Source organism: Microlunatus sagamiharensis (genome assembly GCF_900105785.1).
GTDB lineage: Bacteria > Actinomycetota > Actinomycetes > Propionibacteriales > Propionibacteriaceae > Microlunatus > Microlunatus sagamiharensis.
Map to the genome: position 1 here is coordinate 3110537 of NZ_LT629799.1, position 26427 is coordinate 3136963.

A 26427-nucleotide genomic window follows, 5' to 3' on the forward strand; every position below is an offset into this window, starting at 1 on the left:
ATTCTCTTTCTGTTCTCCAGCAAAGTGGTCTGTGTTCCTCGCGCACCGCAGGGCATCGCCCACGGCACGGGTGCGACCACCTGCACTGGTCGACGTCCCTGCAGGAGGGCCCGGAGGCCTTCGTCGAGGGAGTCGCAGCCATGGAGCTCGCGCGAGAGGTCGGGCAAGCCCGAACACACAAGGGATTAGGTTATCCCGCCAGTCCAAAGGGGTCAAAGTAGGCCATCCGGACCCCCGGTCGCGCGCCCTCCCTCCGGCGCGCCGCCCGCTCGCCGGGGCCCGGCTCAGGCGTCGTCGAGGGCGAACGAGCCGTTGCGCCCGACCAGCGCCAGGGTCTCGGCGTCGAGGAACTCGCGCGCCGCGAGGAGGCGGGGCAGCAGCTCGCGCTGCGTGGTCGTCGCCCGGAACAGCAGGCCCGAGGTCACGTCGTGGTCGGGCACGAAGGTGCGGGTGATCTCGTCCCCGGCGCGCACCGTGCCCGCGCGCAGGACGGACAGGTACGTGCCGGTGCGCGCCTCGGCGGTGAACCGCCTGACCCAGCCCCGCTCGGACAGCCAGCCCGCGAAGGTGCGGCAGGGGACCCGCGGGTCGGTGACCTGCAGCTCCACGGAGCGCTCCGGGTCGTCGGGGTCGCCCACGACCCAGCGCTCCCCCACCAGCGCGTCGGCCAGGTCGAGGCCCACCGTCGTCAGGTTCTCCCCGAAGGTCCCGTCGCCCAGGCGACGCCCGAGCTCGGGCTCCCAGCGGTCGAGGTCCTCGCGCGCGAAGGCGTACACCGCCTGCCGGTCACCGCCGTGGTGGCGGGAGTCGCCGATGTAGTCGCCGACGAGCCCGCTGCCCAGCCCACCGCGCCGGGGCCCCGGCGGCCGGACCTCCACGGGGCCGACGACCGGGCGCTTGTCGATGCCGGTCATCCCGGTCTTGGTGCTGAAGGGCTGCTCGATGCCGGTCGACACGTTCACGGACAGGACCCTGGGCACACCCGAAGGCTAGTGGACCCGGGCCCGTACGCACCCCGGTTTCCCGACGTGGCGCGACGACCCGGCGCGCAGGACCCCGATGAGCCGGCGGCCCGCGCCGGGTCGTGAGGGCGTGCGGGCACCGGAGGACCAGGATCTGTCAGGAGGGCGGGCTAGCGTGCGCGGCATGGACCTGGGCATCGAGGCGGTCGGCCTGACCAAGCGCTACAAGGACGTGGTGGCGCTCGACGGCGTCGACCTCGCGGTCCCGCGCGGGACCGTGCTGGGCCTGCTCGGCCCCAACGGGGCCGGCAAGACCACCACCGTGCGCGTGCTGACCACGCTCCTGCAGCCCGACGGCGGGAGCGCGCGGGTGGCCGGCGTCGACGTGCTGGCCGATCCCGCCGCCGTCCGCAGCCGCATCGGGCTCTCGGGCCAGTACGCCGCCGTCGACGAGTACCTCACGGGCTACGAGAACCTCGAGATGGTCGGCCGGCTCTACCACCTGGGCCGGCGGCGCAGCCGCGAGCGGGCCCGCGAGCTGCTCGAGCAGTTCTCCCTGACCGAGGCGGCCAACCGACCGGCGAAGACCTACTCGGGCGGCATGCGACGACGGCTCGACCTCGCCGGCGCCCTGGTCGCCGACCCGGAGGTGATGTTCCTCGACGAGCCGACGACGGGGCTCGACCCCCGCGCCCGGCTCGACATGTGGGAGGTCATCTCCTCGCTCGTGGCGGGCGGCACCACGCTGCTGCTGACCACGCAGTACCTCGAGGAGGCCGACCGCCTGGCCGACGAGATCGCGGTGATCGACCGCGGCCGCGTCATCGCGCGGGGCACCTCCCGGGAGCTGAAGGCGCAGATCGGCGGCGAGCGCGTCGAGCTGACGGTGCGCGACGCGACCCAGGTCGGCGCCGCGGTGGCCGCGCTCGCCGACCTGGCCTCCGGCGAGCCCGAGGCCGACACCGGCACCCGCTCGGTCGTCGTGCCGGTCGCGGGCGGGGCGGGTTCCCTCGCCGAGGCGCTGCGCCGGCTGGCCGACGCCGGCATCGACCTCGAGGACGTCGGGCTGCGCCGCCCGACGCTCGACGAGGTCTTCCTGACCCTCACCGGGCACGCCAGCACCGACGGGGCCAGCCCGGAGCCGGAGCCGCCCGACGAGCCCGCACCGTCCGGGCGGTCCGCCCGACGGGTTGGAGGAGACCGATGAGCCTCGCCACCACCGTCGGGGACAGCTTCGTCGTCGCCCGCCGCAACCTCATCAAGATCAAGCGCGTCCCCGAGCTGCTCGTGTTCACGACGCTGTCGCCGATCATGTTCGTGCTGCTCTTCGCCTACGTCTTCGGCGGTGCGATCGCCGGCGGTGACCCCCAGCAGTACCGCGAGTTCCTGATGGCCGGCATCTTCGCCCAGACCGTCATCTTCGGCGCGACGACGACCGGCGCCGGCCTGGCCGACGACGTCCAGAAGGGCATCGTCGACCGCTTCCGGTCGCTGCCGATGGCGCCGTCGGCCGTGCTCACCGGCCGCACGCTCTCCGACGTGATCAACAACGTCATCGTCCTGGTCGTGATGTCGCTGACCGGGCTCCTCGTCGGGTGGCGCATCCACACCTCGGTCCTCGAGGCGCTCGACGGCTACGTGCTGCTGCTGCTCTTCGCGTACGCCATCTCGTGGGTGATGGCGTGGGTCGGGCTGCTCATCCCGAGCGTCGAGGTCCTCAACCAGGCGTCGTTCATCGTGATCTTCCCGCTGACGTTCCTCGCCAACACCTTCGTGCCGCTGGAGTCGCTGCCCGGGCCGCTGCGGGTCTTCGCCGAGTGGAACCCGGTCTCGGCGATCACGCAGGCCGCGCGGGAGCTGTTCGGGAACACGGCCCTCGTCGCCCCGAGCGACGCCTGGCCGCTGCAGCACCCGGCGCTGTACACGCTCGTCTGGGTCGTCATCATCCTCGCCGTCTTCGTGCCGCTGACGAACCTGCAGTACCGCCGGGCCGCCAGCCGCTGAGCCGGCTCCCGAGCCGGCCCCGCTCAGCCTCCGGGGCAGCGGGTGTCGCCGCCGCTGTGCTCCTGGCAGGCGCCCTGGTGGGTCTCGGACCGGACGGGCGCTCCCGGCGCCGGTGCGGGCACCGTCCCCAGCCAGAGCAGCGCGAGGACGAGGGTGGGCAGCCCGAGCAGGGCGAACACGGTGGCGGCGGCGTTGCTGCGCGCCTGGACCGCCAGGACCAGGCCGACGACGACGACCGCCGCGCTGACCCCGACGGCGACGCCGAGGTCGTGGTGCTGCGCGGCCCGGTCGGCGGCGTCGGGCTGCTCCCCGAAGAAGACGGCCGTCTCCAGGACCGCCCTCAGCGTGAGCACCGGCACCACGCACGTCCAGCCGAGGCCGAGGAGTGCGGCCGGGGCCAGGAGCAGTCGGCGCCACTCCTGCTGCTCCGGGGCCGAGGACGGGGGCGGGGTCGACGAAGAGGCGGGCGGCTGGGGCACGTCACGACGCTACGGACGCCGACTCCGCACGGCGTCCACCCGCAGGATGACGCGGGTCAGCCCTTAGTGGCCGCTGACCCGGGCGTAGCGCCCGCGCAGGAAGGGCGTGCGCGGCTGCCCGGTCAGCTCGAGGTCGACGGCGTACGCGAGCTGCTCGCCCTCGAGGGCGAAGAGGTGGTGCGCGCTCCCCCGGACCGTCGTCCTCACCAGCGCGAGGCGGCCCGCGTCCCACGTGCCGCGGGCGACCGGCGGCACCTGGGCCGTGGTGTCGAACAGCCACCACAGGAGCCCGGCGGGCGCCTCGGGATCGGCCAGGAGGACGCCGTGGGCCGAGAGCTCGGCCCCGTCGTCGCGGACCTGCCGGTAGTCCTGGACGACGGCCGTGCCCGCCAGGTCCTGCTTGAAGGTCATCATCGCCCGTGTCCGGGCCGCCGGGGCGAAGGGCGACGCCTGCTGCTCCTCCGTTCCCGACCAGTTGCCCAGCAGGTGCCACAGCAGCTCGGCGACGGGCACGTCCCACTCCTACGCCACCGGCCCTGGCCCGGGCAAGCCCGGCCCGGCGCCGGCGTGGTCATCGGCCGCTCGCCGGCTCAGCCCTGCGGCCGCACGAACGCCCACGCGGAGACGTTCAGCGTGTTCTCCTGCCCGGAGTAGGTCTCCAGCCGGGAGTAGGCGTCGGTGCGGAACCGGACGTCCTCGTCGTCCCTCGTGCCGCCCACGCCGTCGCGGCCGACGCCGTAGAGGTTGGCGCCGAAGTTCGACCCGCCCTCGTCCATCAGCGTGTGCGTGGAGTCCTGGCCGTCGGTGTGGAAGTTGCCGACGTAGTGCCCGACCTCGTGCGAGGCCACGTTGGCGATCGCCTGCGCGACGAAGTCGAGCCGGTCGCTGCCGGGGCGCAGGTAGTGGTTCAGCGAGGCCTCGTTGTCGGTGTCCGGGCTGGCGAGGGTGTCCAGCAGCACGAGCGCGGTGTCGGTGTGGCTGTAGTTGCCGGGGTCGATCGTCGAGGAGATGCCGATCGTGTCGATGCCGGCCTCGGCGGTCGTGCCACCGATGACGACCCGCGACACGTCCGGGCGGCCCCAGGCCGTCGACCCGGTCGCCTTGGTCGTGACGTCGACGGCGAGGCGCTTGTTGAGGCCCCGGGCGGCCAGGTCGCGGCGCAGGTTCACCTTCATCGCCGCGACGACCCGGTCCCGCAGCGCCTTCTCCTGCGACGCCTTCAGGCCCCAGGCCGGGAGGAAGTCGCGCAGCGGGGAGAGCCTCCGCTCCCCCGGGCCGCCCAGGTCGGTGGTGTCGACCGTGCCGCCGTCGAGGTCGAGCAGGATCGTCTGCGTCCGCGTGGCGCCGCGGCCCTCGGTGCCCGGGCGGTAGGCCTCCACGCGGACGGCGTACGTCCCGGGCGGCCCGTCGACCTGGAGCGCGTACGCGCCCGCCCGCTCGGCGACGTAGGCGATCGAGACGTTCCCGCCGCGCGGCAGCGGCGACTCCTCCGGGTAGAGGCCGGAGAGGTCCGACCCGCTCGCCCCGACCATCGCCGTGCCGTCGGGCCGGACGACGCGCAGCGTCGTGGCTCCGCTGGTGGCCGTCGCCCCGATCACGTCCCCGGCGGCCAGGTCCAGCCGGTAGTAGTCGGTGTCCAACTTCACCGCGCTGATGTCGAGCGCGTAGCGCCCGGTGCTGGCGTCACCGAAGCCGCTGCCGGAGTCCTCCGGGTCGGGCGGCAGCCCGCCCGAGGGGGCGAAGCCGGCGACCAGCGCGTAGTAGGTGCCCGGCTTGGTGACGGCGTAGGTGAGGAGGCTGTCGGTCGTGCCCGCCACGGCCTCGTCGTTCACGGCCAGGACGGTGCCGTAGGGGTCGTAGAGGGCGACGACCGTGTCGACCTCGCTGCCGGCCGTGCTGATGGTGATCCGCTCGCCCGCAGAGGCCGCGAGCGAGTAGAAGTCGTAGTCGTTGTTGCCGTCGGCCCCCGGCTCGGTGCCGTGCGGGCCGTCGCCGAGCACCCCCGTGCCCCGGACGCGGCCGGTCCCGCGGATGCCGGTCGGCGTGGCGAGGCTGAGCTGGCCGTCGTCCTCCTGCACCGCGGGCAGGGCGCGAGCCGCCACCTCGTAGCCGGAGATCGCCCCCGTGATGGCCACCGCGGCACGGTCGCCCTTGCCCGTGCCGAAGGCACCCACCTTCTCCGCCGTCGCCCGGGTGTCGTTCGAGCCGGGCCGCGAGGCCGGCTCGGTCTCGGGGTGGTCGAGGACCTTCGCGCTCGCCCGGCCGGTGCGGCCCACCCGGGCTTGCGCCCGGCTCCCGGCGCGCGCCTCCGCCTGGGCGGCGTCGCGCGTGCGCCAGCCGCTGTAGTCGGCGCGCCGCAGCGAGGGCAGGGTCGAGAGCGCGGGGTCGGGGTCGAGCGTGGCGCTGCGCCGGGCCGAGGGCAGACCCTTGGGGGCCACCTGGAGCCCCGCCTGCAGGGCCGCGTCCTGGGCCGCCCGCAGCTGCTCCGCCCGCGACGCGGTCGGCGGTGCCGCCTGGCTCGCCGTCGGCCCCGAGAAGGCCGCCCCGACCACCAGGAGCCCCCCGAGGACCGGTACCAGGACACGTCGGACGATCCGCTTCGACACGTGAGCTCCCCGTCAGCGCGGACGCGCTCGGCCCGCTGCGAGCGAACCGTACGGGCTGAGGAAGTCCTGAGAGTGCTCGTGTCCCGCATTTCGGGCTCAACCCGTAATTTGTTATCGGACAGTGATCCAGGGCTGGGTGAGCACCCCTGGAGACGCCGCAGGGCGGGCCCGGCCGGAGCCGGACCCGCCCTGCGGATCAGTCGTGCCGATCCAGCGAGCGGATCGGTGGTGGGACCGACTAGCGGTAGTCGCCCAGGTCGAACTCCTCGAGCGGCACCGCGGCACCCGAACCCTGGCCGAAGTCGTAGTCGAAGGTGTCGTACCCGACCATCGAGTACGCCTGCGCCTTCGCCTCCTCCGTCGGCTCGACCCGGATGTTGCGGTAGCGGTCCAGGCCGGTGCCGGCCGGGATCAGCTTGCCGAGGATGACGTTCTCCTTCAGGCCGACGAGGCTGTCGGACTTGCCGTTGATCGCCGCGTCGGTGAGGACCTTGGTCGTCTCCTGGAAGGAGGCGGCCGAGAGCCACGACTCGGTGGCCAGCGAGGCCTTCGTGATCCCCATGAGCACCGGACGGCCGGAGGCGGGGGTGCCGCCCTCGGACACGACCTGGCGGTTGGCGGCTTCGTAGGCGCGCCGGTCGACCAGGTCACCGGTGAGCAGGTTGGAGTTCCCCGACTCGATCACCGTCACCCGGCGCAGCATCTGCCGGATGATGATCTCGATGTGCTTGTCGTGGATCGGCGCACCCTGCGTCCGGTAGACCGACTGCACCTCGTCGACCAGGTGCTCCTGGACCCGGCGCACACCGAGGATCCGCAGGACGTCCTGCGGGTCTGGCGTGCCGGCGGTGAGCTGCTGGCCCACCTCGACGTGGTCGCCGTCCTCGACGAGCAGCCGCGAGCGGCGGCTGACGACGAACTCGGTCGGCTCGGAGCCGTCGTCGGGGGTGACGACGACCTTGCGCGAGCGGTCGGCGTCCTCGACGGCCACGCGACCGGCGGCCTCCGAGATCGGCGCCTTGCCCTTGGGCTGGCGGGCCTCGAAGAGCTCGACGACACGCGGCAGACCCTGCGTGATGTCGTCACCGGCCACACCACCGGTGTGGAAGGTGCGCATCGTGAGCTGGGTGCCGGGCTCGCCGATCGACTGCGCGGCGACGATGCCGACGGCCTCGCCCACGTCGACGAGCTTGCCCGTCGCCAGGGAGCGGCCGTAGCACATGGCGCACGTGCCGGTCACGGCCTCGCAGGTCAGGACGCTGCGCACCCGCACCTGCTTGACCCCGTGCCCGATCAGGGTGGCGATGTTCACGTCACCCAGGTCGACCCCGGCCGGCAGCAGCACGGTGCCGTCGGCGTCGAGGACGTCGGTGGCGAGCGTGCGGGCGTACACCGCGGTCTCGACGTGCTCGTCGGCGACCAGGCGCTCGCCCTCCTGCGTGGCGATGACCTTGGTCAGGCCGCGCTCGGTCCCGCAGTCCTCCTCGCGGATGATGACGTCCTGGCTCACGTCCACCAGACGACGCGTCAGGTAGCCGGAGTCGGCCGTGCGGAGGGCGGTGTCCGCCTGACCCTTGCGACCACCGTGGGTGGAGATGAAGTACTCCAGGACCGAGAGGCCCTCACGGAAGTTCGACTTGATCGGGCGGGCGATGATCTCGCCCTTCGGGTTCACCACGAGGCCACGCATGGCGGCGATCTGGCGCATCTGCACCATGTTCCCGCGGGCACCGGAGTGGACCATCATGTAGATCGGGTTGGTCTTGGAGAAGTTGGCCTCCATCGCCGCGCCGAGCCGCGAGGTCGCGTCGGTCCAGATCTCGATGAGCTCCTGGCGACGCTCGTCCTCGGTGATCAGACCGCGCTCGTACTGCCGGTCGATCTTGCTCGCCCGGTCCTCGTAGCCGGCCAGGAGCTCCGCCTTGTTGGGCGGGGTCTCGACGTCGCCGATGGAGACGGTGACGCCCGAGCGCGTGGCCCAGTGGAACCCGAGGTCCTTGAGCGCGTCGAGGCAGTTGGCGACCTGGACCTTGGGGTAGCGCTCCGCCAGGTCGTTGACGATCTGGCCGAGCTGCTTCTTGCCCACCTCGTAGTCCACGAAGGCGTAGTCGGCCGGCAGCGCCTCGTTGAACAGCGCGCGACCCAGCGTCGTCTCGAGCGTGATCGAACCGCGCTCGTTGAGCTCGAAGCCGGCCGGCGGACGGATGCCCTCGAGGCGCAGCTTGATCTTCGCCTGGACGCTCAGCTCGCCGCGGTCGAAGGCCATGAGCGCCTCCGACACCGAGCCGAACGCACGACCCTCCCCGGCGACGCCGTCGTTCTGCATCGTCAGGTAGTACATCCCGATGATCATGTCCTGGGTGGGCATGGTGACCGGCCGGCCGTCGGCCGGCTTGAGGATGTTGTTGGTCGACAGCATGAGGATGCGGGCCTCGGCCTGCGCCTCCGCCGACAGCGGCAGGTGCACGGCCATCTGGTCACCGTCGAAGTCCGCGTTGAACGCGGTGCAGACGAGCGGGTGGATCTGGATGGCCTTGCCCTCGATCAGCTGCGGCTCGAAGGCCTGGATGCCGAGGCGGTGCAGCGTGGGCGCCCGGTTCAGCAGGACCGGGTGCTCGGTGATGACCTCCTCGAGCACGTCCCAGACGACGGGACGCTGGCGCTCGACCATGCGCTTGGCGGACTTGATGTTCTGCGCGTGGTTGAGGTCGTCGAGGCGCTTCATGACGAACGGCTTGAACAGCTCGAGCGCCATCGCCTTGGGCAGGCCGCACTGGTGCAGCTTGAGCTGCGGGCCGACCACGATGACCGAACGGCCGGAGTAGTCGACGCGCTTGCCGAGCAGGTTCTGGCGGAACCGGCCCTGCTTGCCCTTGAGCATGTCCGAGATCGACTTCAGCGGCCGGTTGCCCGGGCCGGTGACCGGACGGCCACGACGGCCGTTGTCGAACAGCGAGTCGACGGCCTCCTGGAGCATCCGCTTCTCGTTGTTGACGATGATCTCGGGCGCACCGAGGTCGAGCAGCCGCTTCAGGCGGTTGTTGCGGTTGATGACGCGGCGGTACAGGTCGTTCAGGTCGGAGGTCGCGAAGCGGCCACCGTCGAGCTGCACCATCGGACGCAGGTCCGGCGGGATGACCGGGACGGCGTCCAGGACCATGCACGTCGGGCTGTTCTTCGTGGAGAGGAACGCGGAGACGACCTTGAGCCGCTTGAGGGCGCGCGTCTTGCGCTGGCCCTTGCCGGTGACGATCGTGTCCTTGAGCTCGGTGGCCTCGGCCTCGAGGTCGAAGGTGTCGAGCCGCTTCTGGATCGCGTCGGCACCCATGGAGCCGGCGAAGTACTTGCCGAAGCGGTTCTTCATCTCGCGGTAGAGGATCTCGTCGCCTTCGAGGTCCTGGACCTTGAGGTTCTTGAACCGGCTCCACACCGCGTCGAGGCGGTCGAGCTCGCGCTGCGCACGGTCGCGCAGCTGCTTGACCTCGCGCTCGGCGCCCTCGCGGACCTTGCGCTTGGCGTCGGACTTGGCGCCCTCGGCCTCGAGCGCGGCGGTGTCCTCCTCGAGCTTCTTCATCCGGTTCTCGATGTCGGAGTCCCGACGGCCCTCGAGCTGCTTGCGCTCGACGTCGATCCGGGCCTCGAGCGAGGACAGGTCGCGGTGGCGCGCCTCGTCGTCGACCGAGGTGATCATGTACGCCGCGAAGTAGATGACCTTCTCGAGGTCCTTCGGGGCGATGTCGAGCAGGTAGCCCAGGCGCGACGGGACGCCCTTGAAGTACCAGATGTGCGTGACGGGCGCGGCCAGCTCGATGTGGCCCATGCGCTCGCGACGGACCTTGCTCCGGGTCACCTCGACGCCGCAGCGCTCGCAGATGATGCCCTTGAAGCGGACCCGCTTGTACTTGCCGCAGTAGCACTCCCAGTCCCGCGTGGGACCGAAGATCTTCTCGCAGAACAGACCGTCGCGCTCCGGCTTGAGCGTGCGGTAGTTGATGGTCTCGGGCTTCTTCACCTCGCCGTGCGACCACTGACGGATCTCGTCGGCGGTGGCGAGGCCGATCCGGATCTCGTCGAAGAAGTTCACATCGAGCACGTTGGGTTTCTCTCTTCTTTCGTTACGCGCGGTGATTCACAGGTGGTGCGACTGGGGTGGTCCCCCGGCCGGTCCCGGGCTGAGCCGGGACCGGCCGGAGGACGAGACCTCAGACTTCTTCGACGGCCCCGAAGCCCTCACCCGGGCGGCGGGACAGGTCGATGCCGAAGTCCTCGCTGCTGCGGTAGTCGTCCTCGGAGTCGCGGAGCTCGACCTCGGTGCCGTCGGAGGAGAGCACCTCCACGTTCAGGCAGAGGGACTTCATCTCCTTCACCAGCACCTTGAAGGACTCCGGGATCCCGGGCTCGGGGATGTTCTCGCCCTTGACGATGGCCTCGTACACCTTCACGCGGCCCGGCACGTCGTCGGACTTGATGGTGAGCAGCTCCTGCAGGGCCCAGGCCGCGCCGTACGCCTCGAGGGCCCAGACCTCCATCTCGCCGAACCGCTGGCCACCGAACTGCGCCTTACCACCCAGCGGCTGCTGCGTGATCATCGAGTACGGGCCGGTCGAGCGCGCGTGGATCTTGTCGTCGACCAGGTGGTGGAGCTTGAGCATGTAGATATAGCCCACGCCGACCGGGTCGGGGAAGGGCTCCCCGGAGCGACCGTCGAACAGGTGCGCCTTGCCGTCGCCGTTCACGAGGCGGTCGCCGTCGCGGGTCGGCAGCGTCTGGGAGAGCAGACCGGTGATCTCCTCCTCCGTCGCGCCGTCGAAGACCGGCGTCGCGAGACGCGAGTTGGCCTCCACGTGGCCGACGCCGACGTCGCGCAGGCGCGCCGCCCACTCGCCCTCGACGCCCTCGAGGTCCCAGCCGGTCTTGCCGAGCCAGCCGAGGTGGGTCTCGAGGACCTGGCCGACGTTCATCCGGCTCGGCACGCCGAGCGGGTTGAGCACGATGTCGACCGGCGTCCCGTCCTCGAGGAACGGCATGTCCTCGACGGGCAGGATCTTGGAGATGACGCCCTTGTTGCCGTGACGGCCGGCGAGCTTGTCGCCGTCCTGCACCTTGCGCTTCTGGGCGACGTACACCCGGACCAGCTGGTTGACCCCGGGGGCCAGCTCGTCGTCGGAGTCGCGGTCGAAGACCCGGACGCCGATGACGGTGCCGGACTCGCCGTGGGGCACCTTGAGGGAGGTGTCGCGGACCTCGCGCGCCTTCTCGCCGAAGATCGCGCGGAGCAGCCGCTCCTCCGGCGTCAGCTCGGTCTCACCCTTGGGCGTGACCTTGCCGACGAGGATGTCGCCGGTCGAGACCTCGGCACCGATGCGGATGATGCCGCGCTCGTCGAGGTCGGCGAGCATCTCCTCGCTGACGTTGGGGATGTCGCGGGTGATCTCCTCCGCCCCCAGCTTGGTGTCGCGCGCGTCGACCTCGTGCTCCTCGATGTGGATCGAGGTCAGCATGTCCTCCTGCACGACACGCTGGCTGAGGATGATCGCGTCCTCGTAGTTGTGGCCCTCCCACGGCATGAACGCCACGAGCATGTTGCGCCCGAGCGCCATCTCCGCGCCGTCGGTGCAGGGCCCGTCGGCGAGCGGCGAACCCTTCTCGACGCGCTGGCCCTCGCTCACCAGCGGACGCTGGTTGATGCAGGTGCCCTGGTTGGACCGCTTGAACTTGCTCAGGCGGTACGTGGTGTAGCTGCCCTCGTCCTCGGCGACCTCGACCAGGTCGGCCGACACCGAGGTGACGACGCCGGCCTTCTTGGCGGTGGTGACGTCACCGGCGTCGACGGCCCCGCGGTACTCCATGCCGGTGCCCACGAAGGGGGCCTCGGAGCGGAGCAGCGGCACGGCCTGGCGCTGCATGTTCGCGCCCATCAGGGCACGCGACGCGTCGTCGTGCTCGAGGAACGGGATCATCGCGGTGGCGACCGACACCATCTGGCGCGGCGAGACGTCCATGTACTGGATGTCGTTGGCCGGCACGGTGTCCGGGTCGGCCTTGCGGCGGCGGGCGAGGACGCGCTCCTCGGCGAAGTGCCCGTCCTCGGTGAGGGCGGCGTTCGCCTGGGCGATCGTGTAGCGGTCCTCGACGTCGGCGGTCAGGTAGTCGATCTGGTCGGTGACCTGACCCTCGACGACCTTGCGGTAGGGCGTCTCGACGAACCCGAACGCGTTGACCCGCGCGAAGGACGCGAGCGAGCCGATGAGGCCGATGTTCGGGCCCTCGGGCGTCTCGATCGGGCACATGCGGCCGTAGTGCGACGGGTGGACGTCACGGACCTCCATGCCGGCGCGGTCGCGCGACAGACCACCCGGGCCGAGGGCGTTCAGACGCCGCTTGTGCGTCAGGCCGGCGACCGGGTTGGTCTGGTCCATGAACTGGCTCAGCTGCGAGGTGCCGAAGAACTCCTTCAGCGCCGCGACGACCGGGCGGATGTTGATCAGGGTCTGCGGCGTGATCGCCTCGACGTCCTGGGTCGTCATCCGGTCGCGCACCACGCGCTCCATGCGGCCGAGGCCGGTGCGAAGCTGGTTCTGGATGAGCTCGCCGACGGTGCGGAGGCGACGGTTGCCGAAGTGGTCGATGTCGTCCTCCTCCACCAGCAGGTCGCCGCGCGGGGAGTCGAGCATCTCCTTGCCCTCGTGCAGCGCCACGATGAAGCGGATGGCGGCGACGATGTCCTCGGTCCGCAGCACCTGCTGGTCGAAGGGCGCGTCCAGGCCGAGCTTCTTGTTGATCTTGTACCGGCCGACCTTGGCGAGGTCGTAGCGCTTCGGGTTGAAGTAGTAGTTCTCCAGCAGCGCCTGCGCGGCCTCGCGCGTCGGCGGCTCGCCCGGGCGCAGCTTGCGGTAGATGTCGAGGAGCGCCTCGTCCTGGGTGGTGACGTGGTCCTTCTCGAGGGTGAGCCGCATGGACTCGTACTCGCCGAACTCCTCGAGGATCTGCGCGTCGGTCCAGCCGAGCGCCTTGAGCAGGACGGTGACGTTCTGCTTGCGCTTGCGGTCGAGGCGGACGCCGACCATGTCGCGCTTGTCGATCTCGAACTCGAGCCAGGCGCCGCGGCTCGGGATCATCTTGCAGGTGAAGATGTCCTTGTCCGAGGTCTTGTCGGTGGTCTGCTCGAAGTAGACGCCCGGCGAGCGGACGAGCTGGGAGACCACGACGCGCTCGGTGCCGTTGATGACGAAGGTGCCCTTGTCGGTCATGAGCGGGAAGTCGCCCATGAAGACCGTCTGGCTCTTGATCTCGCCGGTCTCGTTGTTCATGAACTCGGCGGTGACGAAGAGCGGGGCGGCGTACGTGACGTCGCGCTCCTTGCACTCGTCGACCGAGTTCTTCGGGGGCTCGAAGCGGTGGTCGCGGAAGGACAGCGACATGGTGCCGCTGAAGTCCTCGATCGGGGAGATCTCCTCGAAGATCTCCTCCAGCCCGGACTTGGTGTTCACGTCGGTCTTGCCCTCGGCCAGGGCGGCGTCAACCCGCTCGCGCCAGTCGGCGTTGCCGACCAGCCAGTCGAACGCGTCGACCTGCAGGTCCAGCAGGTCGGGGACTTCCATGGGTTCGGCGATCTTCGCGAACGAGATCCGGCCGGTGGTCGAGATGACCGGGTTGATGTTCTTCGAGGCGGTGCGCGAGGCGGCCAACTGCTGTGTCCTTCCGAGGCACTCGGGTGCTGTCGAGCTGTGTCTCAGCTCTTGTTAGCTGGTGAGCTGCTGCCCGCGCGCACGGCAAGTGACCCGAAGGGTGATCCGGGTCGACAAGATGGCGAGGGCAAACCCCAAGGTTAGCCGCTACAACCGGTCCGGTCAAGGAACGGGAGCAGGCCAAACCGAACCACGCAAACTGCGCGGCTCGGGGAAGAGCATACCGCCGGGAGGCCGGCTGACAAGGAGTGACGCGAAAACACGGGGTCCGACCCTGCGCGTGTCGTCCTCCCGGCGCGCACGACGGGGACGCGACGAGGCCCGGCCCCCGCGGACGGGGACCGGGCCTCGGTGTCGTGCGGCGCTCCCCCGCGGCAGGAGGAGCGGCCTGCCCGTACGGACTCCGCCGTGGCGGGTCCGCGGGGCAGGCCTCAGATCACTTGTAGGAGACCTTGGCGCCGGCAGCCTCGAGGGCGGCCTTCGCCTTGTCGGCGGTCTCCTTGTTGACCTTCTCCAGGACGGCCTTCGGCGCGGCCTCGACCAGGTCCTTGGCCTCCTTGAGACCGAGGCTGGTGAGGGTGCGCACCTCCTTGATGACCTGGATCTTCTTGTCGCCGGCCGACTCGAGGATGACGTCGACCTCGTCGGAGGCCTCCTCCTCGGCAGCGGCGCCGTCGCCGCCACCGGCGGCCGGGGCCGCCGCGACGGCGACCGGAGCGGCGGCGGTGACGCCGAACGTGGTCTCGAACTCCTTCACGAACTCGCTGAGCTCGATGAGGGTGAGCTCCTTGAACGCGTCGAGGAGCTCGGCGGTGCTGAGCTTCGCCATGGTGGCAGTCCCTTCTTAGTTGTTGTCCGCAGCAGGAGCTGCCGTCTCGGCGGAGTCCTCCGCCTGGGGTGCAGCGGCTGCTGCGGAGTCGGTCTCGTCAGAGACGGGACCGGTGGTGTCGGGCTCCTGGTCGGTGCTCGCGGCGGGCGTCCCGGCCCCGGCGATGACCGCCGGGTTCTCGGTGGCGGCCTGCTCCAGCGCCGCCAGCAGTCGGGCGGCCTGGGAGAGCGGGGCGGAGACGAGACCGATGGCCTGCTGCAGGACGCCCTGCATGCCACCGGCGACCTTGGCCAGGAGGACCTCGCGGGACTCCAGGTCGGCCAGCTTGCGGAACTCGTCGGACGTCATGGACTTTCCGTCCAGGACGCCACCCTTGATGATCAGGAGCGGGTTGGCCCGCGCGAAGTCACGCAGCCCCTTCGCGACGGCGACGGCGTCGCCCTCGATGAAGGCGATCGCCGTGGGCCCGCTGAGGTGCTCCTCGACGCCGGGGACTCCGGCGTTGCGGGCGGCGATCGTGGTGAGCGTGTTCTTCGACACGGCGTAGGTGGCGTCGTCACCGAGCGAACGGCGCAGGTCCTTCAGCGCCTTCACGGTGAGTCCGCGGTACTCGGTCAGCACGGCGCCCTGCGAGCCCTGGAACTTCTGGGTGAGCTCAGCGACCGCGGCTGCCTTGTCCGGCCTCGCCATGGGTCTCCTCCACTTCGTCACGCACTACGGCTGTAGCGCTTCCGAAGGAGCTGGACCCGGCGCGGGGTGGTCACGCGCAGCGAGGCGGGCAGCGGTCACGCCACGAGGGCGTGGTCCTGCTGATCGGTCTCACCTGCGCGGGCCACCCTGACGGGCTCTTCGGGCACCGCCCGTGGGGCGGCGCCGACCAGCGGTCTTCGGCGTCGCTCATCGTACGCGGACCGTCACCGCACACCCAAATCCACCGGTCGCGCTCCACCGCACGAGGTCGCCGCCGCTCACCGGAGCGCCGATTCTTTCGACCCGAACCGGATATCACGGCGCGATCACGGTAACAGTGGGCTGAATCACGACGACTTCACAGACGTATCTCGGGTTGATAACGTCCGGCCCTGATCAAGACCAAAGGAGTTCTTCGTGAAGGTTCAGTCTTCCCGCATCGCGACCGGCCTGGTCGCGCTGGCGATGTCCGTCGGCCTCCTGGCCGGTACCGCCCCCGCCGCGTCGGCGGACGACCCGGCCCCGGCGCCCAGCGCCGCCGTCATCACCGGCACCGCCGCACCGGCCGCCGCCCCGGCGACGACGACGGCCAAGGCGTCCACGGCCAAGGCGTCGACGGCGAAGAAGGCAGCCGCCAAGAAGAAGAAGGCGAAGACCCGCGGCGACAAGGCCCTGGCGTACGCGAAGAAGCAGCTCGGCGACAAGTACAAGTACGGCGCCGCCGGGCCCAACCGCTGGGACTGCTCGGGCCTGACCATGAAGGCCTGGGGCTCGGCGGGCAAGAAGCTGCCCCACAGCGCGAAGGGGCAGTCCACGAAGGGCAAGAAGGTCAAGAAGTCGCAGCTCCGCAAGGGCGACCTCGTCTTCTTCTACTCCGGCACCTCCCACGTCGGCATCTACGCCGGCGACGGCAAGGTCATCCACGCGCCGAAGCCCGGCTCGAAGGTGAGCTACATCAAGATGAAGTACATGCCGTTCAAGACCGCCCGCCGACCCGGCTGAGCACCCGCGCGGGCTGGCCGGGCACAGTACGGCCATGACCGCCCAGCACTCCGCCGCCCCCTTCGGACCGACCGCCACCGTCCGTGAGGGACGCTCCGCCGACGTCGAGACCGTCGTGGCGATGGTCCGTGAGCTCGCCGAGTACGAGCGGGCGGCCGACCAGGCCCGCATCACCCCGGAGCAGCTGCACCGGGCGCTCTTCGAGGGCGCCGCGCCCGACGGGCACGCGGCGGCGTACCTGCTGGTCGCCGAGGTGCCGGGCGAGGACACCGCACCGACCACGGTCGGCTTCGCCCTGTGGTTCCTGAACTTCTCCACCTGGGAGGGCGTGCACGGGATCTACCTCGAGGACCTGTACGTGCGCCCGGCCCACCGCGGCAGCGGGGCCGGGCGCGCGCTCCTCACCGCGCTCGCCCGCACCGCCACCGAGCGCGGCTACGCCCGGGTCGACTGGTCGGTCCTCACCTGGAACGAGCCGGCGATCGGCTTCTACCGCCGCATCGGCGCCATCCCGCTCGAGGAGTGGCGCACCTACCGGCTGACGGGCTCGGCGCTGGCGTCGCTGGCCCGCTGAACCCGCGCGCCGCGACCGAGACCGAACCAGCTGACGCCGGCACCCACGAGCAGCGCGACGGCGCCTGCGAGCATCGCGGTCGGGAAGCCGCGCTCCAGCGCGGCGGGGTCCTCGGTGCTCGCGGTCGACAGGCCCGCCACGGCCGGGATCACGGCGACGGCCAGCAGGCCCGCCGTCCGCGCGACCGCGTTGTTCACCCCCGAGGCCGCCCCCGACAGCTGCTCGGGCGCGGCGGCGAGGACGGTCGCGGTCAGCGGGGCGACCGCGAGCGACAGCCCGAGCCCGAGCAGCACCGCCGACGGCGCGAGGTCGGTGACCCAGCGCGCGTCCGGCCCGATCCGCGCGGCCAGGGCGAAGGACGCCGCGGCGAGCAGGCTGCCTGCGCCCATGAGGACCCGGGGGCCCGTCCTCACCGCGAGCGCCCCCGTCCGCGAGGACAGCAGCAGCATCAGTACGGTGGCCGGCAGCATCGCGGTGCCGGCGGCGATCGGCGACCAGCCGGCCACGACCTGCAGCTGCAGCACGACCAGGAAGCCGTAGACGCCCAGGCCGCCGTAGATGAAGAAGGTGGCGACGTTCGTCGCGCTGAAGACCCGGTCGCGGAAGATCCGCAGCGGGACCAGGGGGTGGGCGCTGCGGTCCTCGACGACGACGAAGAGCGCACCGGCCACGACGCCGACGACCCCGGCCGCGACGACCGGCGCGGTCCAGCCGCGGCTGCCCGCCTCGGTGAGCGACCAGGTCAGCCCGGAGAGGCTGACGACCACCGCGAGCGTGCCGAGCAGGTCGAGCCGCCCGGTCGCGTCGAGGCTGTCGCGCGACTCGGGCACGTGGCGCACGGTGCCCAGCAGCACGACCGCGGCGACCGGCAGGTTGACCAGGAAGACCAGGCGCCAGTCCAGCGCGACCAGCCAACCGCCCAGGAACGGCCCGACCGCACCGGAGAGCCCGCTGAGGCCCGCCCACATGCCCACGGCCCGCGGCTGGTCGGCGGGCACGAAGGCCGAGGAGAGGATTGCGAGGCTGCCCGGCGTCAGGAGCGCGGCGCCCACGCCCTGCAGGGCGCGCGCACCGATGAGGAAGCCCGCCGACGGGCCGGCCGCGCACAGCGCCGACGCCACCGCGAACCACACGACGCCGAGCAGGAAGACGCGGCGCCGCCCGAGCCGGTCGCCCAGCACGCCGCCGAGGAGGATCAGCGCCGCGAGGGTGAGCGTGTAGGCGTTGGTGATCCACTGCAGCGCGGTGAAGCCGGCGTCGAAGTCCTGCCCGATGCGGGCCAGCGCGACGTTGACCACCGTGGCGTCCAGGAAGGCCATCCCCGAGCCGGCGATCGTCGCCGCCAGCACCCACCGGCCCTGGGCCGTCCCCAGCCGTACGGTCCCGGCCACGTCCCTGCCACCCCCCGGCCCACCGGTGCCGGCGCGGCGGGCCCCGCGCCTACTCGGCGAACCTGACGATCCAGACCGTACCGGCCACGGCCAGCACGAAGCCGAGGCCGGCGACCGGCAGCTGCCCGGGGAGCACGCCGTCCCCGAACAGGACGACGCCGAGCAGGGACGGCACGAGCAGCTCGAGCATGAAGGTCACCGCCGTGACCGTGGTGACGTCGCCGCGCTGCAGGGCGAGGGCGAAGAAGACCGTGCCCAGCACGCCCTGCACGACCACCGTCCAGACCAGCGGGTGCGCCAGGGCCGACCACGCGAAGGGCTCGGCCGAGAAGGCCCGGGAGGCGAGCGCGACCCCGGTCCAGGCGAGCCCGGCCGCGGCCGCGAGGACGACGGCGGCCGTCTTGCCCCGCAGCCGCAGCCCGACGAGGCCCACGGCGACGGGCACGACGGTCGCGCCCAGCAGGACCCACTGCCCCGCCGGCAGCAGCGGCGCGGCGGGACGCGGGTCGGCGGTGACGCACAGCAGCACCAGCCCGGCGCCGAGGGCGGCGAGCGAGGCCCAGTCGCGCCAACCGAGCCGCTGCCCGCGGAGCGCGGCGATCACGGCCGTGACCCCGACGCTGCCGACGAGGACCGACTGCACGAGGAACAGCGGGAGCCGCTGCAGGGCGACGACGTTGCCCAGGAACCCGACGCCGTCGAGCCCGAGGCCCACGAGGTACGGCAGCTGCCGCAGGATCCGGGCGACCCCCACCAGCCCGGTGGCCTCGGCCGTCCGGTTGGCGCCGACCGACTGGAGGACGGAGCCGACGCCGTACCCCAGGAGCGCGACGAAGGCCGCGACCCAGCTCAGTGCGAGCACGGGACGCGGCCTCCGGTCACTGCGGCGACGGGGTCGGCGGGAGCGGTCTACTGCTCCGCGTCGGCCTTCACACGGTTCGGGTCGACCGGGATGCCCGGGCCCATCGTCGTGGAGAAGGTGATCTTCTTGAGGTAGCGGCCCTTGGACGCGCTCGGCTTGAGCCGGAGCACCTCGTCGAGCGCGGCGTAGTAGTTCTGCTGCAGCTGCTCGCTGGAGAACGACGCCTTGCCGATGATGAAGTGCAGGTTGGCGTGACGGTCGACGCGGAACTCGATCTTGCCGCCCTTGATGTCGGTCACGGCCTTGGCCACGTCGACGGTCACGGTGCCGGTCTTCGGGTTGGGCATCAGGCCGCGCGGGCCGAGGACGCGGCCGAGACGACCGACCTTGCCCATGAGGTCCGGGGTGGCGACGACGGAGTCGAAGTCGAGGTAGCCGCCGGCGACCTTGGCGATCAGGTCGTCCGAGCCGACCTCGTCGGCGCCCGCGTCGAGCGCCTGCTGCGCACGGTCACCGGTCGCGAAGACCAGGACGCGGGCGGTCTTGCCGGTGCCGTTGGGCAGGTTGACGGTGCCGCGGACCATCTGGTCGGCCTTGCGGGGGTCGACCCCGAGGCGCATGGACACGTCGACGGTCTCGTCGAACTTCGCCTTGACGTTCGCCTTCGCGAAGTCGAGGGCCTCGCCCGGGCCGTACAGCTTGTCGGCGTCGACCTGCTCGGCGACGGCGTTGTAGTTCTTGCTGCGCTTCATGCCTGGTCCTTTCACTGGCCAGTTCTGGTACGAGCTGCGCGCTCTCCCAGGTTTTTCGTGGTGGTCGTGCTCAACCCGCGACGGGGCTTCGTGCGATCCGGACCGGCACCGAGGATCACCTCCGGTGTCTTGGCGAGGGAGGGGTGAACACGCTTTTCGTTCACCCCGAGCTCGTCAAGTCACCGGGTCAAGGTGATCCGAGCGCGATCCGCGAGCCTGCGAGCGGGCGCAGACTACTCAGCGACGGTGACGCCCATCGAGCGGGCGGTGCCCTCGACGATCTTCATGGCGGCGTCGACGTCGTTCGCGTTCAGGTCCGGGAGCTTGGTGTTCGCGATCTCGCGGACCTGCTCACGGGTGAGCTTGCCGACCTTGTCGGTCTGCGGCACGCCCGAGCCCTTGGCGATCCCGGCGGCCTTCTTGATGAGCTCCGCGGCCGGCGGGGTCTTGGTGATGAACGTGAACGAGCGGTCCTCGTAGATCGTGATCTCGACCGGGATCACGGTGCCACGCTGGGCTTCCGTCGCGGCGTTGTACGCCTTGACGAACTCCATGATGTTGACGCCGTGCGGGCCGAGGGCCGTACCGACGGGCGGCGCGGGGGTCGCGGAACCGGCGTTCAGCGCGACCTTGACGAGCGCGGCGACCTTCTTCTTGGGAGGCATTGCTGTGGGTCCTTCGTGGGTGGGTTGGTGCCTGTGCTGCCTGGTGCCCCGGGACGGGCCCGGGGCCGGAGGCTAGATCTTCTGGATCTGCGGGAAGGTCAGGTCGACCGGGGTCTCGCGACCGAGGATCTCGACCAGGGCCTTGAGACGCTGGTTGTTGACGTTGATCTCGGTGATGGTGGCGTGCACACCCGCGAACGGACCGTCCACGACCATCACGGAGTCCCCGACCGCGAAGTCGGCGACCTCGACCTTCTTCTTGCGCTTGGTCGGGGCGTCGGAGGCGGCGTTCGCGGCCGCGACGACGGACGGGGCCAGCATCTTCTCGACCTCGTCCAGGCTCAGCGGCACGGGCGAGTTGGAGTGACCCACGAAGCCGGTGACCGACGGCGTGTGACGCACGGTCGACCAGGACTCGTCGGTCAGGTCCATCCGCACCAGCACGTAGCCGGGGAGCACGGTGCGACGGACCTGCTTGCGCTGGCCGTTGCGGATCTCGGTGACCTCTTCGGTGGGGACCACGATCTCGAAGATGTAGTCCTCCATGTTCAGGGAGGTCACGCGGTTCTCGAGGTTCTGCTGCACGCGGTTCTCCATGCCGGAGTACGTGTGCACGACGTACCAGTCACCGAACTTGGAGCGCAGCTCCGTGCGGAAGGTCTCGAGCGCGGCCGCGCCAGCGTCCTGCCCCTCGTCGTCGGACCCGTCCTCGTCGTCCTCGGCCTCCGGCTTGGCACCGAAGTCGAGGTCGATGTCGCCGTCGGACTCCGCCTCCTCCGTGCTCGTGGGGCCGCCGAAGTCGAGGTCGATGTCGACGTCGTCCTCGGTGCTCGAGGAGGAGGTGGTGGGGCCGAAGTCGATGTCGAAGTCGGTGTCGCTCTCCGGAGCGGCGTCGCTGTTCAGGGCAGAGCCTTCCGTCGACCCCGCCTCAGGGCGTGTGTCGTCGTCGAAGGTGTCGGGCACGTCAGTCGTCTCCAGGTGTTTCGGGTGCGGGCGGGCTCAGCTGAAGATCGCGAAGACCAGCTTGCCGATGCCCAGGTCGAGCAGGCTCACGTACGCGATGATGAAGAGCACGAAGACCAGCACGACCAGGAAGTAGTTGCCGAGCTGCTGACCGGTCGGGTAGACGACCTTGCGCAGCTCGCCGACGGACTGCCGGACGAAGGCCGCGGGGGTGGTCCGCCGCTCCTCCGGGGCCGCGTCCCGCTTGGCGGTCGGCGTGCCCTTCGGCGTCGGGCCGGACTTGCGGGTCAGCGAGGAGGACGCGCCTGCGCCCGCCGCACCCACACCGGCGGTCTCGAGCTCGGCGGGCTCGAGGTCGTCGGACGCGACCCGCTCGGAGCCCGACGGGTCGGGCTCGGCGAGCTCGGCCGGGAGGTCGGCGTCGTCCGACGACGGGCCCGAGGGCACCGCCTCGTCCTTGTCTGCCACGTGTCCTCCCGGTCGTCTCGTTCGCGTTCGCAGGGCAAGAGGGACTTGAACCCCCAACCTTCGGTTTTGGAGACCGATGCTCTGCCAGTTGAGCTATTGCCCTTCGGCATCCCGTCCTCGCGACCTCCGGGCCCGGGTTGCGGGCACGGCGGGGCAGGGGTGGAACGCCAAGAGTCGAGTGTAGTCCAGCGGCACGGCCGGAGCGAACTGCGTCTTCGGTCCTCGCTCCGCCCGGACCCGGACCCGGCTCTGGTCCCCTGCCTTCCTCGTCGCCCGTGAGACGGAAGGTCGTCACGCGCTCCTCGTCCAGGCAGGGGCGCCTGGTCCGGCTGAGGCTGGGACCACGGCGTGCGCGCCCTGGTCAGCCGAGAGGCGGCCCTACTCCCCCAACCGCTGCTCGGCGGCGGCGAGGAGCACGCAGGTGGCCAGGCCGTCGATCGCGGCGGCGACGTCGGCGGGGGCCGGCATCGACGGGGCGATGCGGATGTTGCGGTCGCGGGGGTCGCGGCCGTACGGGAAGGCGGCGCCGGCGGCGGTCATGGCGATGCCGGCCTGCTTGGCCAGGGCCACGACGCGCGAGGCGGTGCCGTCGGGCACGTCGAGGCTGATGAAGTAGCCGCCCTCGGGGTCGGTCCACGAGGCCAGCTCGTGCTCGCCGAGGCGCCTGGTGAGGATCTCGGCGACCTGGTCGAACTTGGGCCGCAGGATCTCGCGGTGCGCGCGCATCAGGCGGCGCACGCCCTCGGCGTCGCGCAGGTAGAGCGCGTGGCGCAGGTGGTTGAGCTTGTCGGGGCCGATGGTCCGCACGGCGAGGTGGCCGAGGTACCAGGCGACGTTGGCCGGGCTGCTGCCGAAGAACGAGACACCCGCCCCGGCGAAGGTGATCTTGGAGCTCGAGGCGAAGACGAAGACGCGGTCCGGGTGCCCCGCCGCCTCGGCGAGCCCGAGCACGTCGATCGCCGGGCGCTCGTCCTCGGTGAGGTGGTGGACGGCGTAGGCGTTGTCCCAGAAGATCCGGAAGTCCGGGGCCGCGGTCTCCATCTCGACGAGCGCGCGGGTGACCTCCTCGGAGTAGACCGCGCCGTCGGGGTTGGCGTAGGTCGGCACGACCCACATCCCCTTGACGCTCGGGTCGTCGGCGACGAGGGCGCGGACCTGGTCGAGGTCGGGCCCGTGCGGCCCGAGGTCGACCGGGACCATCTCGATGCCGTACGCCTCGCACAGCGCGAAGTGCCGGTCGTACCCCGGCACCGGGCACAGGAACTTGACCGGCTGGTCGACCCAGCGGGGCCCGTCGGTGGTGCCCTTCAGGAGGCTGAAGACGAGCGCGTCGTGCATGATCGACAGGCTCGCGTTGTCGCCCGCCACGAGCTGCGCGGCCGGGACGCCCAGCAGCGGCGCGAAGATCTCGCGGACCTCGGTGAGGCCCTGCGTGCCGCCGTAGTTGCGGCAGTCGACGCCGGCGGCGTCGGTGTAGCGCCCGGCGCCCGGCAGCTCGAGCAGCTCGTTCGACAGGTCCAGCTGCGCCGCCGAGGGCTTGCCGCGCGTGAGGTCGAGCTTGAGGCCGCGCTCGAGGAGGGCGTCGTACGCCGTCTGCGACTCGGTGCGGAGGGCGACCAGCTCGTCTCGGGACAGCTCGGACAGGCGCATGGCCTCGATCCTATCGAGCGGCGCCGCGCCGTCCCTGCCATTCTTGGCGGGTGACAGCGTCGTCGAGCACCGTCCCGCCGAGCCCCTCCGAGGAGGCGCGGACGAACCTCGCGCACTGGGTGCGCGAGCGGGCGCAGAGCCACCCCGACGCCGTCGCCGTGCGCCAGGGAGCCACGACGCTCACCTACGCGGGGCTCGACCGGGCCTCGGCGGCCTTCGCCGCACGGCTGCGCGACCTGGGCGTCGGACCGAGCGACCGGGTGGCGCTCGTCGCCCCCAACGTGCTGGCCTTCCCCGTCGCCTACTACGCGATCCTGCGCTGCGGCGGCGTCGTGGTCCCGATGAACCCGCTGCTCAAGGCCGGCGAGGTCGCGTACACGCTGCGCGACGCCGGGGCGCGGGTGGCCGTCGTCTTCGCCCTCTTCGCCGAGCAGGTCGGGGCGGCTGGGGTCGAGACGGGCACCGAGGTGGTCGTGGTCGCCCCCGGCGAGATCGAGGCCGCTCCCCCGGCCGACGCCGACGTGGACCTCGAGGTCGTCGACCGGGCGCCGGAGGACGTCGCCGTCATCCTCTACACCTCGGGCACGACCGGACGCCCCAAGGGCGCCGAGCTGAGCTTCGCCAACCTGCGCAGCAACGTGCTCGCCTGCGTCGAGACGCTCTTCCTCAACGGGCCCGACGACGTGCTCTTCGGCGGGCTCCCGCTCTTCCACTCCTTCGGCCAGACCTGCGCCCTGAACACCGCGGTCGCGGGCGGCTCCTGCCTCACGCTGCTCCCCCGCTTCGACCCGCGCGAGGCGCTCGAGGTCGTGACGCGCGACCGCGTCACCGTCTTCCTCGGCGTCCCGACCATGTACATGGCGCTGCTCGGGGTGGATGCCAAGGACGCGTACGACACCAGCACCGTACGGCTGGGGGTCTCTGGCGGCTCGTCGCTGCCCGTCGAGGTGCTGCACGGGGTCGAGGAGGCCTTCGGGCTGAAGGTGCTCGAGGGCTACGGGCTGTCGGAGACCTCGCCGGTCGCCTCGTTCAACCACCCCGACCGGCCGCGCAAGGCGGGTTCGGTGGGCTTGCCGATCCGCGGGGTCGAGATGGCCCTGGCCCGCCCGCCCCAGGAGGACGAGGAGCCCGGCGCGGAGAGCGGCGTCGAGCTGCTCGACCCGGCCGACACCGACGCGGTCGGCGAGGTCGTCGTCCGCGGGGAGAACATCATGCTCGGATACCGCGGCAACCCGGACGCGACGCGGGCGGCGGTCCGCGAGGGCTGGTTCCACACCGGCGACCTCGCCCGGCGCGACGCCGACGGCTACTACTTCATCGTCGACCGGGTCAAGGACCTGATCATCCGCAACGGGTTCAACGTCTACCCCCGCGAGGTCGAGGAGGTGCTGTACGCGCACCCGGCCGTGGCCGAGGCCGCCGTCGTCGGCCTGCCCGACCCGGTCCACGGCGAGGAGGTCGGCGCGCTCGTCCAGCTCAAGGAGGGCGCCCAGGTCGGCGAGGACGAGCTGCGCGACTTCGTCGCCGAGCAGGTCGCCGCCTTCAAGTACCCGCGGGTGATCCGCTTCGGGCCGGTGCCCAAGGGCCCGACCGGCAAGGTCCTCAAGCGCGAGATCCACCTCGAGCGCTAGCGCGGCACGAGCCCGAGGACCCGGCCCGCGAGGACCGCGCCGCCCCGGGGGGACAGGGCGGCGCGGTCTCGCGCGCCGGGCTCGGGGGCCGGGCGTGGGAGCGTCAGCCGTGGTGGCGGAAGAGCCACTCCAGGCTGCTCGGCAGGTAGGCCGCGTAGTTGCGGTAGTTGTGCCCGCCGGTCGGGAAGACCACCGACGAGACGCCGGGGTCGTGGCCGACGAGGCGGAGGAAGGCCTCCGTCATCGGGTACGAGTCCTTGTCCTGCGCCCCGGTGACCACCAGCAGCCGCCGGCCCCTCATCCCGCCCGCGTGGGCGTACAGCCAGGCGGGCGAGTTCTCCTCGCGCACCTTGGGCCGGTTGCCGAAGAGGTTGCCGGTCGTGCGGTCGGTGAGCGGGGTGTAGTAGCCGCCCAGCCCGACCGCGGCGGCGTACTGCCGCGGGTGGCCGAGCACGAGCTTGGCCGCGCAGAACGCCCCCGTGCTCCAGCCGATCTCCGTCCACGGCTTGCCGTCGGTCGGCAGGTCGCGGTCCACGGCGTCGTACACGTCGTGGTCGAGCCAGGTCTCGGCCTGCGGCCCGCCGGGGACGTCGGTGCACTCGGTGTCGCGCGGCGGGTCGGTCATCAGCGGCGGGAAGACCGCGATGAACGGGGCGACCCGGCCCTCGCGGACCTCTCGGCTGGCGGTCGCGGCGAAGTCGAAGTGGCTGAAGGTGGTCACCGGGTCGGAGGGCTGGCCGGGCAGGAACATCATCACCGGGTAGCGCGTCGGGGAGGCCGGGTCGTAGCCCGGCGGCAGCCAGGCGAGCACCTGGTGGTCGCCCTCGTTGGTCGGGCCGCCCGCCACCGACAGCACCTTGAGCGTGCCCTGGCCCTGCGCGACCAGACCCGCGGTGCGGATGCCGGGCGTGGGCGCGGAGCGGCCGAGCAGGTCGTCCCAGGAGCTGTAGAAGCTGTACTGGTCGTTGACCGCGAAGAACAGGGCCGACCCCGCCACGGCCTGGCACAGCAGCACCCCGAGGAACCGCGACAGCGTGCCGAGCACCCGGCCGCGAGGACGTCCCCGCCAGCCCAGCGCCAGCGCCAGCGGCGCGAGCCCGGCCAGCACGAGCGCCAGCACGAGCAGCGAGTGGCTGGTCAGAGCCATCGGTCCCTCCTCCACGTCGGCCGCCGTCCTCGGCCCCGACCCGGGGAGCGTGCCCGGCACGGCT

At 71.5% G+C, this 26427-nt stretch carries 21 protein-coding genes and 1 tRNA gene; 5 read left to right on the forward strand and 17 right to left on the reverse strand.

Annotation, left to right across the window (positions count from 1 at the left end; all coding sequences use genetic code 11):
- Positions 1–284: 284 nt before the first annotated feature.
- The gene (locus tag BLU42_RS14355) at positions 285–980 is read right to left on the reverse strand and encodes an MOSC domain-containing protein (protein ID WP_231918167.1); all 696 of its coding nucleotides are present in this window, start codon (positions 978–980) and stop codon (positions 285–287) included.
- Between the two features lie 166 nt (positions 981–1146).
- Here BLU42_RS14355 and BLU42_RS14360 point away from each other — a divergent pair, with 166 nt between their 5' ends.
- Both BLU42_RS14360 and BLU42_RS14365 read left to right on the forward strand, forming a co-directional pair.
- A complete protein-coding gene (locus BLU42_RS14360) occupies positions 1147–2169 on the forward strand; it encodes an ATP-binding cassette domain-containing protein (RefSeq protein ID WP_091075655.1) in 1023 nt (340 codons plus the stop codon).
- Positions 2166–2966 (forward strand): ABC transporter permease, encoded by an 801-nt coding sequence (locus tag BLU42_RS14365; RefSeq protein ID WP_091075658.1) that lies wholly within the window; start codon positions 2166–2168, stop codon positions 2964–2966. The genes BLU42_RS14360 and BLU42_RS14365 overlap by 4 nt, the downstream gene beginning before the upstream one ends.
- A 23-nt stretch (positions 2967–2989) precedes the next feature.
- Here the strand turns inward: BLU42_RS14365 and BLU42_RS14370 are convergent, their stop codons facing one another.
- The 7 genes from BLU42_RS14370 to rplJ all read right to left on the reverse strand — a co-directional run bounded on the left by BLU42_RS14370 (position 2990) and on the right by rplJ (position 15258).
- On the reverse strand, positions 2990–3445 hold the full coding sequence (locus tag BLU42_RS14370) for a hypothetical protein (RefSeq protein WP_157719980.1): 456 nt from the start codon (positions 3443–3445) through the stop codon (positions 2990–2992).
- 63 nt (positions 3446–3508) lie between these two features.
- Entirely contained in the window at positions 3509–3958 is a 450-nt protein-coding gene (locus BLU42_RS14375) for a hypothetical protein (protein ID WP_091075665.1), read from the reverse strand.
- 77 nt (positions 3959–4035) lie between these two features.
- Positions 4036–6051, reverse strand: coding sequence for a PPC domain-containing protein (locus tag BLU42_RS14380; RefSeq protein WP_091075669.1), 2016 nt, complete (start codon positions 6049–6051; stop codon positions 4036–4038).
- Positions 6052–6289: 238 nt separating this feature from the next.
- Positions 6290–10144, reverse strand: a complete 3855-nt coding sequence (locus BLU42_RS14385; RefSeq protein ID WP_091075671.1) for a DNA-directed RNA polymerase subunit beta' — start codon at positions 10142–10144, stop codon at positions 6290–6292.
- A 109-nt stretch (positions 10145–10253) separates the two neighbouring features.
- Positions 10254–13739 (reverse strand): DNA-directed RNA polymerase subunit beta, encoded by a 3486-nt coding sequence (gene rpoB, locus BLU42_RS14390; RefSeq protein ID WP_157719981.1) that lies wholly within the window; start codon positions 13737–13739, stop codon positions 10254–10256.
- 436 nt (positions 13740–14175) lie between these two features.
- Positions 14176–14568 (reverse strand): 50S ribosomal protein L7/L12, encoded by a 393-nt coding sequence (gene rplL / locus BLU42_RS14395; protein ID WP_091075675.1) that lies wholly within the window; start codon positions 14566–14568, stop codon positions 14176–14178.
- Between the two features lie 15 nt (positions 14569–14583).
- Positions 14584–15258 (reverse strand): 50S ribosomal protein L10, encoded by a 675-nt coding sequence (rplJ, locus tag BLU42_RS14400; protein ID WP_091075676.1) that lies wholly within the window; start codon positions 15256–15258, stop codon positions 14584–14586.
- Positions 15259–15675: 417 nt separating this feature from the next.
- Between rplJ and BLU42_RS14405 the strand changes: the two genes are divergently transcribed.
- Together BLU42_RS14405 and BLU42_RS14410 are read left to right on the forward strand one after the other, a co-directional pair.
- Positions 15676–16260: a C40 family peptidase gene (locus BLU42_RS14405; RefSeq protein WP_197680448.1), complete on the forward strand. Its 585-nt coding sequence runs from the start codon at positions 15676–15678 to the stop codon at positions 16258–16260.
- A 34-nt stretch (positions 16261–16294) separates the two neighbouring features.
- Positions 16295–16834, forward strand: coding sequence for a GNAT family N-acetyltransferase (locus BLU42_RS14410; RefSeq protein ID WP_091075678.1), 540 nt, complete (start codon positions 16295–16297; stop codon positions 16832–16834).
- Here the strand turns inward: BLU42_RS14410 and BLU42_RS14415 are convergent.
- From BLU42_RS14415 to BLU42_RS14450, 8 genes are all read right to left on the reverse strand, one after another.
- Positions 16792–18225 (reverse strand): MFS transporter, encoded by a 1434-nt coding sequence (locus tag BLU42_RS14415; RefSeq protein ID WP_231918168.1) that lies wholly within the window; start codon positions 18223–18225, stop codon positions 16792–16794. The two genes, BLU42_RS14410 and BLU42_RS14415, sit on opposite strands and share 43 nt — an antisense overlap.
- Positions 18226–18274: 49 nt before the next feature.
- The gene (locus tag BLU42_RS14420) at positions 18275–19087 is read right to left on the reverse strand and encodes a hypothetical protein (protein ID WP_091075680.1); all 813 of its coding nucleotides are present in this window, start codon (positions 19085–19087) and stop codon (positions 18275–18277) included.
- A 47-nt stretch (positions 19088–19134) separates the two neighbouring features.
- Positions 19135–19839: a 50S ribosomal protein L1 gene (rplA, locus tag BLU42_RS14425; protein ID WP_091075682.1), complete on the reverse strand. Its 705-nt coding sequence runs from the start codon at positions 19837–19839 to the stop codon at positions 19135–19137.
- A gap of 233 nt (positions 19840–20072) precedes the next feature.
- Positions 20073–20504, reverse strand: coding sequence for a 50S ribosomal protein L11 (rplK, locus tag BLU42_RS14430; protein ID WP_091075684.1), 432 nt, complete (start codon positions 20502–20504; stop codon positions 20073–20075).
- Positions 20505–20576: 72 nt separating this feature from the next.
- On the reverse strand, positions 20577–21467 hold the full coding sequence (gene nusG, locus BLU42_RS14435; RefSeq protein ID WP_091075687.1) for a transcription termination/antitermination protein NusG: 891 nt from the start codon (positions 21465–21467) through the stop codon (positions 20577–20579).
- Between the two features lie 36 nt (positions 21468–21503).
- Positions 21504–21935: a preprotein translocase subunit SecE gene (gene secE, locus BLU42_RS21460; protein ID WP_231918169.1), complete on the reverse strand. Its 432-nt coding sequence runs from the start codon at positions 21933–21935 to the stop codon at positions 21504–21506.
- 30 nt (positions 21936–21965) lie between these two features.
- A tRNA-Trp gene (locus tag BLU42_RS14445) sits at positions 21966–22038 on the reverse strand.
- 275 nt (positions 22039–22313) lie between these two features.
- The gene (locus BLU42_RS14450; RefSeq protein WP_091075689.1) at positions 22314–23585 is read right to left on the reverse strand and encodes an aminotransferase class I/II-fold pyridoxal phosphate-dependent enzyme; all 1272 of its coding nucleotides are present in this window, start codon (positions 23583–23585) and stop codon (positions 22314–22316) included.
- A gap of 50 nt (positions 23586–23635) precedes the next feature.
- Between BLU42_RS14450 and BLU42_RS14455 the strand changes: the two genes are divergently transcribed.
- Entirely contained in the window at positions 23636–25216 is a 1581-nt protein-coding gene (locus tag BLU42_RS14455; protein WP_091075692.1) for a long-chain-fatty-acid--CoA ligase, read from the forward strand.
- A 103-nt stretch (positions 25217–25319) separates the two neighbouring features.
- Here BLU42_RS14455 and BLU42_RS14460 read toward each other — a convergent pair whose 3' ends face one another.
- Entirely contained in the window at positions 25320–26363 is a 1044-nt protein-coding gene (locus tag BLU42_RS14460; protein WP_157719982.1) for an alpha/beta hydrolase, read from the reverse strand.
- Between the last annotated feature and the right edge of the window lie 64 nt (positions 26364–26427).

What these genes read in the sequence shown, in the direction of transcription:
- BLU42_RS14360 (WP_091075655.1), top strand. Translation starts at nt 1,147, where the DNA reads ATGGACCTGGGCATCGAGGCGGTCGGCCTGACCAAGCGCTACAAGGAC.
- BLU42_RS14365 (WP_091075658.1), top strand. Translation starts at nt 2,166, where the DNA reads ATGAGCCTCGCCACCACCGTCGGGGACAGCTTCGTCGTCGCCCGCCGC.
- rplL (WP_091075675.1), bottom strand. Translation starts at nt 14,568, where the DNA reads ATGGCGAAGCTCAGCACCGCCGAGCTCCTCGACGCGTTCAAGGAGCTC.
- rplJ (WP_091075676.1), bottom strand. Translation starts at nt 15,258, where the DNA reads ATGGCGAGGCCGGACAAGGCAGCCGCGGTCGCTGAGCTCACCCAGAAG.
- BLU42_RS14410 (WP_091075678.1), top strand. Translation starts at nt 16,295, where the DNA reads ATGACCGCCCAGCACTCCGCCGCCCCCTTCGGACCGACCGCCACCGTC.
- rplA (WP_091075682.1), bottom strand. Translation starts at nt 19,839, where the DNA reads ATGAAGCGCAGCAAGAACTACAACGCCGTCGCCGAGCAGGTCGACGCC.
- rplK (WP_091075684.1), bottom strand. Translation starts at nt 20,504, where the DNA reads ATGCCTCCCAAGAAGAAGGTCGCCGCGCTCGTCAAGGTCGCGCTGAAC.
- BLU42_RS14450 (WP_091075689.1), bottom strand. Translation starts at nt 23,585, where the DNA reads ATGCGCCTGTCCGAGCTGTCCCGAGACGAGCTGGTCGCCCTCCGCACC.
- BLU42_RS14460 (WP_157719982.1), bottom strand. Translation starts at nt 26,363, where the DNA reads ATGGCTCTGACCAGCCACTCGCTGCTCGTGCTGGCGCTCGTGCTGGCC.